Genomic DNA, 14325 nt, shown 5'->3' with positions numbered 1-14325 from the left:
GGCACTGTTTTAAAAGTTTTATTAAAAAATGTGAGCAACTTCTATAATACTATAAAATTCCTGTATGATATTTTAAGGCTATTCAATCATGAATGTCATATAGTATTTTTACTCGTATAATAGTATTGATACGGATTTCATATTAAAAAATATTAGATTGGTTTAACGTTTTATGCCTGAAAAATTGAAGTTCAAAAAATCAACATTAAGTTTAAGTATTCATTCTTTATTGGAACGAGTAGGTCATAAACAATTATGTATGAGTGTTTTTTTAGGCTTAATGGCGCAGCATGGTTTTGCAGAAAATCAAACTCAAGCTGAAATGAGCCCTATAGAGTTGCCTGCTGAATATCAAGAAGAAATAAAAGCCAATGCGAATAACATAAATTCAGAATTTAAACTGCATAGCAATAAACAGCTTTATGCAATTGATGAAGATTTTGACAGCTACCAAATGCTTCAAGATCAAATGAACGCTCCTAATCCTATTGAAGAGTTTGCACCGATAGGTATAGATGAATTAGAGAGCTTGCCTGAATTGTCTGTTGATGATCAGATGGTGCAAGATATTTTTAAGGTTGCAGAACAAGCAAAACAAGATGCGGAAAAAAACCGTGCAGAACAATCTAAAGACATTGTTGTAAATGATGCTACAAAACAAGATTTAGCAGAAATCAATCAAGCGCCTGTAAATGTTGATGCATTAATGAATAGTATTCATGCAGATAGCAGAATTATTGTAGAAGCGAATGAAACAGGTCGCACGCTAAATGTTTTAAGTTTAAGTAGCGATGAACCGAAAGAGCCTGAGAAAGTAGGTTTCTTTAGAAAGATTTATAATAAAGTTCGTCCTCCACAGATTGGTAATGCACAAGCTATTCCTCGTATTAGTGCAGAAGTCGTTGTTACAGATAATCTAGATACATTTACTGCAAGTGAAAAGGCATCAGTCGAATTATTAAAGAGCAATATAGAAGCCAAATTATCAAGTTATACCGTAGAAGCATTTGATGATTTTATTTCATCTATTTCTCAATTAAGAACGATGTCAAATCAGGCTGCGCAAGCGGTTGGTTTTTATAATGCAGAATTTAAATTTGAAAAAATTGGTGATGGTAAAGTTAAGGTTTTAGTTGTTCCGAATAAACCTGTTGTTGTAAAAACCAATAATGTTGAATTTAGCGGTGCAGGGCAAACTCAATCACAATTCTTAGTGATAGGTGTATTGCCAGATTTATCTGAAGGCGATGTTTTTAATCATGGTTTATACGAAAAAACCAAAGAACGTATTGCAGAAGCTGCAACCAATAATGGTTATTTCGATTCATATTGGCGTATGCACGATGTAAAAGTTTCACAACCACAAGACACTGCAGATATTAATTTAAAGTATGAAACAGGCGACCGATATAAAATTGGTGCTGTTGAATTCCGTATGAGCGATCCAAATAAAGAATTTCCTTTGGATCGAGATATTCTTGAACAATTAGTGCCTTGGGAAGATGGTCAAGATTATGCATTTTGGCGTGTAAATACATTAGCGAATAACTTAACGAACTCACGTTATTTTAATTACACTTTAGTTGATGCTGTTCGACCGGATCCTGTTGAGAATAAATTGGAATATGCACCCGATCTTCAAGCTTTAATTGATTTGGAAAATTTAGCAAATGGTACTTCATCAGATCCAATTTCAAGACCTGTAGCAGATGCATCTTCAACTGAAGTAAAACAAAATGTGGTGAATGAAGATCAGTTTGCTGGTTTTGGTCAAGATGAAGACAATAAAGAGTTTAGAAAACTTCAAGTTCAGCAAGAAACAAGAGAAGATGAAACCGAACGTTTAAAAGCTCAAGCTCGTGAAAATAAAAAAATACCTGTTGTTGTGACTTTAAATGCCGATAAGTTAAATAATGCTGAAGTCGGTTTAGGTTATGGTACAGACACAGGCGTACGTTTACGTAGTCAATATCGCCGTGCAATTGTGAATAAGCGTGGTCATTCTTTCGATGCAAACTTTGAATTGTCTGAAAAGCGTCAATCCATTGATGGTCGATACAACATTCCATATAACCATCCATTAAATGACTATATTTCTTTAGTGGGTGGTTATGAGCGTGAAGAGCGTAAAGACATTTCTGATACAGGGAATTTACTTATTGAATCTGCTGTATTAGGTGCAGACCGAGTCATTAAAAACCCGCGTGGTAGTTGGCAACACGTAATGGGTGTTCGTTACAGACTTGATCGACTTACAGGGCAAGGTATATTTAATGTAGAGGATATTCCAGATAGTTTCTTGGGTACGGGAAATCCTGAGCAAGAGTCTTTACTATTTGGTTATGAAATCTCTCGTGTAGATTCAGATAAACGTGTAAATCCAACACGTGGCTTTAAGCAAACTTATAAAGTTGAAGTTGGTAGTGAGAACCTATTAACCGATGTCAATATGGCAATTGCCAATGCTGGATGGCGTTTCATTTATTCTGTAGGTGAAAGCTATGATCATCAATTTGTAGGTCGTGCAGATTTGGGCTATATCTTTACAGATGATTTTAGCCGTGTACCTTATAACTTACGTTATGTAACGGGTGGCGATCAAACCATGCGCGGTTTTGACTATAAGAGTTTATCTCCTGTAGAAGATGGTTTTAAAGTGGGTGGTCAAGCGCTTGCTGTAGGTTCACTTGAATATAATTATCAATTTTCTGAAGGATGGCGCGCTGCGGTATTTACAGATTTTGGTAATGCATATGATGCAGACTTTAAAACACCTGCTGCTTATAGTGCAGGTGTCGGTATTCGTTGGGCATCACCAATTGGTCCAATCCGTTTAGATGTTGCAAGTGGTTTGTCGGATGACAGTAAACCAATTCGTTTACATTTCTTTATTGGCTCACAATTATAATTTACGTTTAGAGAAGATTTATGGCTGAAGTGGAACAGCAACCAGAATTACCAACGGCTTTGCCTAAAAAGCGAAGAATACTAAGAAGTGTACTCATGTCACTTCTTTTTGTAGTTCTTTTTATTGTTGCTGCTTTAGCAGTTATGTTTTCAACCGACCGAGGAAGTAAGTTTTTACTCGATAGCGTGCTTGAACGTCAGCAAATTATTCACTATGAATATGAAAGTGGAAATTTACTGAATGGCATTATTCTAAAAAAAGTACTGGTAACGCTAGAGTCTGTAGATGTAAAAATTGATCGGGCAGATGTGTCGTTAGGTTGGCGTGCAATTGTTAAAAAAGAAATTCATTTAACACATGCCAATGTTGAAAATCTTCAAATTATAACCAAAGGTCCATCTTCAGATGAGCCATTTAAATATAATGAAATTCGACTACCATTTGTTTTACGTGTAGATAAAGCCGATGTCGACCATTTGGCAATTATTACAGGTTCCACTCAAGTTGATTTTAACGATATTCATTTAGAAAAAGCTTTGTGGAAAGGTACTGAACTTACATTTAAAAATACCCATTTAGACATGGGATATTTAAATGTTAAAAATGCCAATGGTGGAATGACTTTTGATCAGGGAAAATACCCACTGAAAGTCACTGCCGATGTAAATCTTCCATCGTTAAATGACAGTTTGAATATTCATGGTATTCATGTTGTTGCGAACGGTACTTTAGACACCATTGAAGCTGGTTTTGCTACTAATACACCAGACCTTTTAACGGGATGGGGAATTGTTCATCCGCTTCGTGAACATGTTCCTATGAAAGGTGAAGTAAAATTTAGAAACTATCATCTTCCATTACTAACAGATCAAAAGCTTTTTGCGAAAAAAGGAACTGCAAAATATTATGGCGATATTGAACGTCTTAATATTGATTTAAATACAGATTTAAGCGGTCAAGATATTCCTGAAGGTCGTTATACAGCTTCAATGCACACAGATTTAGTGAATCAGCTCAACATTGAAAATGTGAATGGACAGCTTTTAGATGGGGCTGTGAATGTTGCAGGTGTTGTAAGTTGGAAAGATCATGTGACTTGGGATATGAAAGGTCGCTTAGACAATATAAAACCAACAGATAAGATTATTCCTGAAGTTGTACGTGATTTCTTACCACCATCATTAGATGCAAATTTAGCATCTACAGGTTTATTGAAAGATGGTTTACATGTAACAGCCAATGTTGCATTCGATAAATATGAAGCTTGGAATTTAAAATTAGATCAAAAAGAAGCTAAAACCAAGAAACCTGAACCTATGCTTATGAATATTGCATGGAAAGGTTTAGACCGTGAAATGCCGTATATTGGTTGGTTAAAAAGCGATTCGGGTGATGTGAAGCTGAATTTAGTAGATGATCAACAAAATATTCATGTGGAAACATTTATCAAACTACATGAAAAATCTACCTTACCTGCGGGACAATATTTAGCGCAGTTAAATATAAAAGATAATAACCTTAATGTGCCTAATTTCAGTTTTAGTGCAGGTCAAGGCGGTTTAAAAGGCAGTGCATTCGTAGAATTACCGACAGATAAGCGTCAATTAAAGTGGAATGCATTACTTAATGCCAATAATTTTAATCCGCAAACGGTAACAAGTGCAGCGCCAATTAATTTATTAAATGGTCACGTAAAAGCCAATGGTTATGCAAGAACAAATCAGCAGATTATTCATTTAAATCCAATTTCATTAACGGGTCGTTTAGCAGATCAAAATGAATCTGTGCGCTTAACAGGCAAAATGACAGCAGCAATTTTATTCCATGATGAAAAACATGGTGGGGCTTTTAAAAGCTTTGCCGTTGATTATGATGGTGCGCTCAATGCAAGTGCAATTGAAGGCAGTGAAGGTCATTTAAAAGCTAAAATTTCAGGTACTTCACAATATATTAAAATTAATCAATTTAGTCATAATGGTGTTGCAGGACGTATTTCTGCTGATGGTATTGTGAACTTAACGCATGGAATTGGTTGGGATGTAAACGCCTCTCTTATTCGCTTTAAACCACAATATTTTGTATCAAGCGTTCGTGGTGAAGTTTCGGGTGTTGTAAAAACCCAAGGACTTTGGGCAGATAAAGTTAAGCGTGTAAACATATCTCGTTTAAACGTGGCAGGAAGAATTAACAATAAGCCTATTCGTGGTACGGGTAACTTAGCAATGTTGCTGAGTTCACATGAAAAGGGTTTAGTTCCGCAGCAGTTTGAAGCCAATAATTTATTTTTGTCTTATGCACAAAACCAAATTCAAGCGACAGGTAATGCGCAAAACTTAAAAGTTAAAATTAATGCACCTGCTTTATATGAAATTTATAGTGGTTTGCGCGGAAAAGCGTATGGCTATTTAAATGTTCAGGCGAAACCACGTTTAAAAGCAACAGCAAACTTGGTTGTAGATGGTTTTAGTTTTAATAACTTGTTTAGTGTAAAACAGTTGAAAATTGAAGGTGAATTGCCAACTTCAGATACAACACCAACTATTTTAACTGCACGACTAAATTCGCTACGTAGTGGTGAACGTGAAATTCAACAAGGTGAAATTTCTGTAGCAGGAACACGAAAGGCGCATGTACTTAAAGTAAAAGCAGAAAACAAACTGAGTGAATTTTATGTTCAATTGGCAGGTGGTTTTAATGCCAATAACGATTGGTATGGTCAAATTCAAAAAGGTGACTTTGACTCACTCAGAACTCGCCTAGTTCAAAAACAAAATGCATCAGTTATTTATCACACGAATAATAGTGAGTTATTTATTGGTGCACATTGTTGGATGAGTCAGCAAAGTCAATTGTGTTTCGATCAGCCTATTCGCACAAGTAAAACAAAGGGTAATGTTTCTTTTGTAACGCAGAACGTAGATTTAAGTGATTTCTCTGCATTTATGCCAGATGGTTTAGCCATTACAGGTAAGGTAAATGGTTATGCAAAAGCATCTTGGGCGCAGGGGCAAAAGCCAAAAATTGACGTCAAACTTCTAACTCAAAATGGCATTATTGGTATTACAGGAGATGATCCTCAAGAAATTGGTTCAAATTTAAAATATGACCAAATTTCTGTGATTGCGAAAAGTATTTCTGAAGGCTTACAACTACGTTTAGATGTGAAAACGCCTGCAATTGGTACAGGCTATGCCAATGTTGTAATTGATCCTTATTCTGCAAATAAAGCCATGCGTGGTGAAGTTGCGTTTAATGAATTACAGCTAAAAGTCCTTAAACCATTTATTGCAGATGTGCGCCGTTTAGACGGTAGTTTATCTTTTGCAGGTAAAGTGAATGGTTCATTATCTAAGCCATTAGTGACAGGTGAAATGCGTTTGAAAAATGGTGCAATTAGCATGATTTCTTTACCTGTTAATTTAACCAATATTCAATTGTATTCTTCTATTCGACAAGACAATGCTGCCATTAATGGCGCATTTAATAGTGGTCGTGGCGTTGGGAAAATTACAGGTGATTTCGACTGGAAAGGTGAGCCGAAACTTAATCTGAATTTGAAAGGTGATAATTTATTGGTGCGCCAAGCGCCGTTAATTACAGCCATTGTAAATACAGATATTGCATTACAGGCTTATCCATTCCAAAGTAAATTATCTGTGAAAGGTGAAGTAAATGTACCACGTGCACTTATTTCTATGCCTGAAGCAACAGCAAGTGTAGTGAATGTATCTTCAGATGTGCGTGTGGTACATGAAGGACAAGACCAACTTGCAATTTTAAAAGCGGCAAAACCTTGGTCTATTCATGCAGATCTAGATGTAAGCTTGGGTAATCAGGTCATCTTCCAAGGCTTTGATAGCCGTATTCCATTAACGGGTCGTTTGTATTTAACGCAACGTGGTTCTGAAACTGCCATGCGTGCTAATGGTGCCATTGGTGTAAGTAAGCGTGTAAAAATTGAAGCTTATGGACAAAGCCTAGATTTAAATCGTGCGATTGCTCGTTTTAATGGCGCATTGTCTAATCCAACATTAGATATTGATACCAATAAAAGCATCCAAAGCAGTTTGGTGGGCATTCGAATTACAGGCACAGCATCAAGCCCAAGTATTCAAGTGTATAACGATGCAGGGTTGTCTGAGCAAGAAGCTTTAAATGCAATTATTACAGGTCGTATTAATGAAGGTTCAAGTGGTTTAAGTCAAACAGAAGGCTTTAAGTCTGATGTAAACAATACCATTGCAGCAGCAGGTATTAGTATGGGGCTTGGTGGTACACGTGCTTTAACAAACCAAATTGGACGTACTTTCGGGTTAAGCGGTTTGGCTTTAGATGCACAAGGTACAGGCGATGATACGCAAGTCAGTTTAACAGGCTATATCACACCAGATTTGTTTATTCGATACGGTGTTGGTGTATTTACACCTGTAAATAAATTAACGCTGCGTTATCAAATGAATCAGCGTTTATATATGGAAGCGAGTCAGTCTTTAGAACGAGCAATCGACTTTTTCTATAATTGGAGATTCTAGCGTATGAAAAAATTATATTAAATGATTGTTTTTTCTTACGTACCTTAAAGCGATTGCAAGAAAAGCAGCCCTCAAGTGAGGGCTTTTAAAAATTAGAACGAAGTTTGATATACAATTGAAGCACTTGTCACAGCTGAAGGTGTAAATGCACTTTCACGATATGATATGTTTAAGCCTATGTTTTGATTTTTAGCAAAGTTATAATCAAGACCTGTAGATAAGAATAAGCGATTGTTTTTATAACCGTCATTAAAATCTAAAGGTGTTAAACCGTCTACACCTGTTGCAGAGTAATTTGAGAATTTTTTATCAAGGTCATTTTCATAACCGACTGTACCAGATATGTTTACTTTAGGTGTTAATGTGGTCACTGCTTCTACGCCTACAATTGCTGTTGTGGTTTTACGATTAAGATCGTCGTAACTTAAAGGCGTGGTCACATTATTGGATAGGTTTTCAGTATATGCTTTACGCTCAATGTCAGAATATCTTACAGCGATATAAGGTGTTACAAGCGCTTTGTTCTGAGTATTAAAAGTATTACCTAAAGATGCATACCAAGCACTTGTGATTAAATCAGAACGTCCTTGTCCTGCTTCAGCAGAAGCAATCTGATCACGTTTTATATCAACTTTACCATTACTATAACGATAAGCAATATGAGCATTTAAGCCTTCAGTATTATCATTTTGATTCCAGCCTGTATAAACCGAAACATCTGGAGCAGTTTGACGATAGCTTACATCTGAGTAATGAACATCAGAAACAATTTGCTCTAAAGATCCACCTACATAAAAGTTTTGGTTAATTTTATAAGCAACATTTACAATACCTGAAGTCGCATCGATGTCACTAGAATTATTTGCTTGAGCATAGTTAGCAGAGAAAGAAACACAAAAATTATCATTATTAAAATAAGAACATTTTTGAGACAGTGAATTTTCTAAAGCATTGGCTTGGATTGTGAATAACTGGTTAAGCCCCAAAATATTATTTTGCATAGATGCTATTGTATCTTGAGCAGAAAGCCACTGAGAGAGGTTTAAAATATAAGCAAGGTCATAATTAAGCCAAAAACTCCAAGAGTCATCAATTACGTCCGAAAAACTTGATGCATTAAGAAAAACAAAATCACCATCAATAGCCTCCCCAGTTCGCCAATAAAGTGAAGGGTTTAAAGAATAATCAAGAGATGATAAAAATATGACATAATCTTGATTTGACTCAAGTTTAGTATTCTCTGTGTTTACAGTTATAGGAGTAAAATTTGTATTGTTTGTTGTTGCTAATAGATTTTTTTGTTCGAATACGGCATTCCCTACAATTTTATTTGATGTAGAGTCCCATTTATAAATATAGGCATCAAAAGAGATAGGTGAAGAGTTTGGAGTAGTTCCTAGATAAAAAGTAAAATTATCTAATTTATTATATTGTCTATCTGTTAATTTAATCGTTTGACCATAAATACTAGTTACCCATCCTCCCCCCCAAGTACCAATAGCACTACCATTTGTTGGATTTTCTATGGTTAATGCATAACTATGATTCATCAAAAAAAATGTACTACTTAAAATAGTTGCAGATAAAAGTTTATTCATTATTAATCCCCCCCCTGGATTGGCTATAAAATACTCGATTTTTTATAAAATAACATCCCTATAAATTGGTATTTTTATTAGTTATCTTTTTCTTTGATAAAAGGTACTTAAATATAAATTGATATTTGATATGCAAAGAAAATTTGGGCTGTACAAACACCCATGTAGGAGCAGCTGCAAATTGAATTAATTTATTGCTTTTATTGGGAATGACATTTAATTAAGAAAACCAACCAATTATCCGATCATAGTTTCTATACAAGGCAATTAAAATACCTGTGATACCGCCCCATAAGAACCAATTTTGTTTTCTAAGCCATATTAAATATTTCGATTCGTTGTATTCAGTAGTATAAGACTCTTCAATTTTCGCACTTTTGGGTGTTTCTTCTGGTGTGATGTTTTTCATTATTTAACGGCTCCAATCACTATTCCTTTACAATATCACATGAATCATTAATTATATTATAAGTGATTATTTTTTATGTATTTATCGAAAAAGGAAGGCTGTTAAGATATTAATACTGAGTGTTGGCTTTTCAATAAAAGCTAGATTATTAAATACATAAACTGTCTAAATCTGATACATTTAAATTTTATTACCACGATAATAATCTCATGAAAAAAATCTTATTTATCGGTGCAATTTTTGCTTCTATTACTGCATGTTCAACAGCACAAACTCAAAAAGACATTACTCCAAAACTAGGTATGCCTAACCCTGCAAGCAAACACTGTGTAGATTTGGGCGGAAAGTTATCTATTAAAAATGAAACTAATGGACAAGTTGGCTATTGCCACTTACCAAATGGGCAGGTGATTGAAGAGTGGGAGCTTTTTAGAAAAGATAATGCGGAATGTGTGTCTGAAGAAGCAAAAAAATTGGTTGGACTGCAAGATTTAACCGAAAATCAAATTAAAGAAAAAACACAGTCTTCAATTGTACGCACTGTAAAGCCAGGTCAACCTGTAACTATGGATTACCGTATAGAGCGCATTACTGTAACAATTGATCCTGTCACTAAAAAGATTTTAACGGCAACTTGCGGTTAACATTTTAGACATATTTGCTTAAGTATTAAAAAAGAGTCCAATCGGTTTAATTTCTCTAATTAAGATATTATAGAGGATTAGATATTGGATTCTTTTTTTTATGGTCGATGTATATGAGTATCGGTATACAAAATTAGGCGTATTTGGCGCTTTACCCACTCATAAAATTTTTCTTAACAGCAAAATTCGCAATCAAGCGAAATTTGTATTTTCAGATAATACGTTTATTTATGGTGTTGTTTCAGATTGGTTTTTAGTGAATTCAGACTTTGATACACGAAAGTCAACTTGGCTTGAAGAAAATAAACCTTTTTTAGCGACAGAAAAAAGGCTTTTAAAGGAATATCGAGTATTACATCCAGAATTTAAAACAGAAGAAATTTTGTGAATACATAAAATTTGTTGAAATTAAGTATTAAAAAAGCGCTATAAAGGGCTTTTTTGTATTTAGAACATTTGAAATTTCTTATTTTGCACAAATTTGATTATCATAGGCACAAGAGGAGATTTTGAATGAAAAAGTTACTTGCTTTAGGCATTCTTGTTGCATTAACAGGCTGTGCTGAAAAGAAACCTTTAACTCCGCAAGAGCAGTGGCATGGTTACTGTACAAGCGTAGGAAATGCAGCACGTTCAATTGTGTTAGATCGTCAAAATGGTATTGAAAAAGACAAAGCAATTGAGCATGCAGAAAAAATTGATGATGAAACAACCAAAGGTTTTATCTTAAAAATTATTGATGAAGCTTACGAATTGCCAGTAGCAGAACTTAATGATGATGTTGAAGGTGCACGCAATAACCTTAAAGCAAAAGTAACAGAAAGATGTATTGCAACACCGCATGATCAAATGCCAGATTACAAACCGTTCTAAGGAACGGTTTTTTTTACATAGAATAAAAATAGCCTAAGCAATATTCATTGTATAAAATATTATCAAATTAATAGAAAAGCTTATCTTTTTTTGTCATATTAAGATTTATAACAAGTACAAAAGGAGAGTCATATGGAAGTCGTTAGATATCTTCACAATTCAGATTTGCTCTTGGAAGATGAGCAAGGTGTTGCCATTATTGGTGGTAGCAGTTATGTATTAAGTTTGGGCGATAAAGTGTATATCGATCAAGTTATAGATGAACAAGCCAAACTATTTTTAGTTAAAATATCCTTTGCAAGTGCAGCGCATCAAATGTTGCATGAAGATCAAATTCAAATGAAATTTACAGGCTGCCGATCAACTTTAGAGCAATATATACAAGGCACTACAGTCCACTAAGGTTGAATATGATTTTTTTTATTTAGAAGGCAACATCATGTTGCCTTTTAAATGATTCTTTTCTGCTTAAAAAGTGTTAAACATACAAGTTAGATGTACATATTTTTAGCAATTCGATTACCGAATAATCAAGATTGGCATCATTTAGTTAATAAATAATGAGCATCACGAAGAAACACTTGTAGCGCATTAACTTTTAACTGGAATTTTAGTAAAATTAAGTAGTCCATATTATTTACGAAGCCTGTGAATGGCTGGAATTTGTAAATAATTTTTTAAAAAGAGGAATTACACCGTGCTAGAAGCTTACCGCCAACACGTTGAAGAACGTGCCGCACTCGGAGTCCCACCGAAGCCACTTGATGATGCTCAAACAGCTGCATTAGTTGAATTATTAAAAAATCCACCAGCTGGCGAAGAAGCGTTTCTAGTTGATTTACTAGAAAACCGTGTTCCAGCGGGTGTTGACCAAGCTGCTTATGTAAAAGCTGCTTTCTTGGCTGCTTTGGCAAATGGCGAATGTACTTCTCCATTAGTTTCTAAAGAACGTGCAGTTTACTTACTAGGTACTATGCTTGGTGGTTATAACGTAGCACCTTTAGTTGCTCTTCTTGATAACGCTGAACTTGCTGAATTAGCTGCTGAAGCACTTAAGAAAACTCTTCTTGTATTTGATGCGTTCCATGACGTTGCTGATAAAGCAAAAGCGGGCAATGCAAATGCAAAAGCGGTTATGCAATCTTGGGCTGATGCTGAATGGTTCACAAGCCGTAAAGATGTTCCAACAGAAATCAAACTTACAGTTTTCAAAGTAACTGGCGAAACGAACACAGACGACTTGTCACCTGCACAAGACGCTTGGAGCCGTCCAGACATTCCGTTACACGCTAACGCAATGTTGAAAAACGAACGTGATGGTATCAACCCTGAAAAACCAGGTGAAGTTGGTCCATTAAGCCAAATTAAAGCGTTAGTTGCTAAAGGCAACCAAGTTGCTTACGTTGGTGACGTTGTTGGTACAGGTTCATCTCGTAAATCTGCAACTAACTCTGTTCTTTGGTTCTTTGGTGATGACATTGCTCACATCCCGAACAAAAAAGACGGTGGTTACTGCCTAGGTTCTAAAATCGCTCCAATTTTCTTCAACACAATGGAAGATGCTGGTGCGTTACCAATCGAGATTGATGTTGCTAACATGAACATGGGCGATGAAATCGTTCTAAACATCGATCACGCTGCTGCAAAAGTAACTGCATCTAAAGATGGCGCTGTTATTGCTGAAGCTGAACTTAAAACTCCAGTACTTCTTGACGAAGTTCGTGCGGGTGGTCGTATCAACTTAATCGTTGGTCGTGGCTTAACAACTAAAGCTCGTGAAGAATTAGGTCTTGCTCCATCGACTTTATTCCGTACTCCAGTTCAGCCTGCTGCTACTGGTAAAGGCTTCACTCAAGCTCAAAAAATGGTTGGTCGCGCTTGTGGTCTTCCTGAAGGTCAAGGTGTACTTCCGGGTACTTACTGCGAACCTAAGATGACAACTGTTGGTTCTCAAGATACAACAGGTCCAATGACTCGTGACGAATTGAAAGACTTAGCTTGCCTAGGTTTCTCTGCTGACCTAGTTATGCAATCTTTCTGTCATACAGCTGCTTATCCAAAGCCAGTTGACGTTCAAATGCAACACTCGCTTCCTGATTTCATCATGAACCGTGGTGGTGTGTCTTTACGCCCAGGCGACGGTATTATCCACTCTTGGTTAAACCGTATGCTTCTTCCAGATACTGTTGGTACTGGTGGTGACTCACATACTCGTTTCCCAATTGGTATTTCTTTCCCAGCGGGTTCTGGTCTTGTAGCGTTTGCTGCTGCAACTGGTGTTATGCCACTTGATATGCCTGAATCTGTACTTGTTAAGTTCAAAGGTAAAATGCAACCTGGTATCACTCTACGTGACCTAGTACATGCAATTCCTTACGTTGCGATTCAGCAAGGTGACTTAACTGTAGAGAAGAAAGGTAAGAAAAACATCTTCTCTGGTCGTATTTTAGAAATCGACTTAACAGAAATGGAAACTGACTTAACTGTTGAGCAAGCATTCGAACTTTCTGATGCTTCTGCTGAACGTTCAGCTGCTGGTTGTTCTATCACGCTTTCTGAAGAGAAAGTTGCTGAATACCTTCGTTCAAACATCACTATGCTTAAGTGGATGATTTCTGAAGGTTATGGCGATGCGCGTACTATGGCTCGTCGTGTTGAGAACATGGAAAAATGGTTAGCGAACCCATCACTTCTTAAAGCTGATGCTGATGCTGAATACACGAAAGTGTATGAAATTGACCTAGCTACAATTACAGAGCCAGTTCTTTGCTGTCCAAACGATCCAGATGATGCGAAATTGTTATCTGACGTTCAAGGCGTGAAAATTGACGAAGTGTTTGTTGGTTCATGTATGACTAACATTGGTCACTTCCGTGCAACTGGTAAATTGTTAGAGAAAGTTCCTGGTGGCGTATTAAATACTCGTTTGTGGATTGCTCCACCAACTCGTATGGATGAGCGTCAATTGATGGAAGAAGGTTTCTACAATACTTATGGTAAAGCTGGCGCGCGTACTGAAATGCCAGGTTGTTCATTATGTATGGGTAACCAAGCACGTGTAGCTCCGAACACTACTTGTGTTTCGACTTCTACTCGTAACTTCCCGAACCGTTTAGGTCAAGGTGCTAACGTTTACTTAGCTTCTGCTGAACTTGCTTCTGTTGCTGCGGTACTTGGTAAATTACCAACACCTGCGGAATATCAAGAATATGCTGCTCAAATTGACAGCATGTCTGCTGATATTTACCAATACTTAAGTTTCGACAAAATGAGCGACTATACAGATGCTGCTAAAGATGTTGATACGAAGAAAATTGCTGCTGCTCAGTTAACTTAATTTGTTGAAAATTAAAGTAATATG

The 14325-nt window shown here is 36.2% G+C and carries 9 protein-coding genes; 7 read left to right on the top strand and 2 right to left on the bottom strand.

What is annotated here, in order from left to right; all coding sequences use genetic code 11:
- Positions 1-172 precede the first annotated feature (172 nt).
- Complete coding sequence (locus tag SKM54_RS05045; RefSeq protein ID WP_321094522.1) at positions 173-2908, top strand: autotransporter assembly complex protein TamA; 2736 nt, start codon at positions 173-175, stop codon at positions 2906-2908.
- Between the two features lie 20 nt (positions 2909-2928).
- Positions 2929-7440 (top strand): translocation/assembly module TamB domain-containing protein, encoded by a 4512-nt coding sequence (locus SKM54_RS05040; protein ID WP_321094520.1) that lies wholly within the window; start codon positions 2929-2931, stop codon positions 7438-7440.
- Positions 7441-7532: 92 nt separating this feature from the next.
- On the opposite strand, the gene SKM54_RS05035 is transcribed toward SKM54_RS05040, so the two are convergent.
- Both SKM54_RS05035 and SKM54_RS05030 read right to left on the bottom strand, forming a co-directional pair.
- Positions 7533-9038, bottom strand: a complete 1506-nt coding sequence (locus SKM54_RS05035) for an autotransporter outer membrane beta-barrel domain-containing protein (protein ID WP_321094518.1) — start codon at positions 9036-9038, stop codon at positions 7533-7535.
- A gap of 220 nt (positions 9039-9258) precedes the next feature.
- Positions 9259-9447 carry a hypothetical protein gene (locus SKM54_RS05030; RefSeq protein WP_321094516.1) on the bottom strand — a complete coding sequence of 63 codons (189 nt, stop codon included), beginning with the start codon at positions 9445-9447 and terminating at the stop codon, positions 9259-9261.
- Positions 9448-9656: 209 nt separating this feature from the next.
- On the opposite strand from SKM54_RS05030, the gene SKM54_RS05025 reads away from it, so the two are divergent.
- The 5 genes from SKM54_RS05025 to SKM54_RS05005 all read left to right on the top strand — a co-directional run bounded on the left by SKM54_RS05025 (position 9657) and on the right by SKM54_RS05005 (position 14301).
- The gene (locus SKM54_RS05025; protein ID WP_321094514.1) at positions 9657-10091 is read left to right on the top strand and encodes an I78 family peptidase inhibitor; all 435 of its coding nucleotides are present in this window, start codon (positions 9657-9659) and stop codon (positions 10089-10091) included.
- Positions 10092-10191: 100 nt separating this feature from the next.
- Positions 10192-10479 carry a hypothetical protein gene (locus SKM54_RS05020; protein WP_321088645.1) on the top strand — a complete coding sequence of 96 codons (288 nt, stop codon included), beginning with the start codon at positions 10192-10194 and terminating at the stop codon, positions 10477-10479.
- A 125-nt stretch (positions 10480-10604) separates the two neighbouring features.
- Positions 10605-10964 (top strand): hypothetical protein, encoded by a 360-nt coding sequence (locus tag SKM54_RS05015; RefSeq protein ID WP_321088646.1) that lies wholly within the window; start codon positions 10605-10607, stop codon positions 10962-10964.
- 132 nt (positions 10965-11096) lie between these two features.
- Positions 11097-11366, top strand: a complete 270-nt coding sequence (locus SKM54_RS05010) for a hypothetical protein (RefSeq protein ID WP_154771599.1) — start codon at positions 11097-11099, stop codon at positions 11364-11366.
- 295 nt (positions 11367-11661) lie between these two features.
- On the top strand, positions 11662-14301 hold the full coding sequence (locus SKM54_RS05005) for a bifunctional aconitate hydratase 2/2-methylisocitrate dehydratase (RefSeq protein WP_321094512.1): 2640 nt from the start codon (positions 11662-11664) through the stop codon (positions 14299-14301).
- The last annotated feature ends 24 nt before the right edge of the window (positions 14302-14325 follow it).

The organism is Acinetobacter faecalis (assembly GCF_034187745.1).
GTDB lineage: Bacteria > Pseudomonadota > Gammaproteobacteria > Pseudomonadales > Moraxellaceae > Acinetobacter > Acinetobacter faecalis.
The sequence above is the reverse complement of the archived record's forward strand: the minus strand, read 5'-3'. Positions and strand labels throughout refer to the sequence as shown.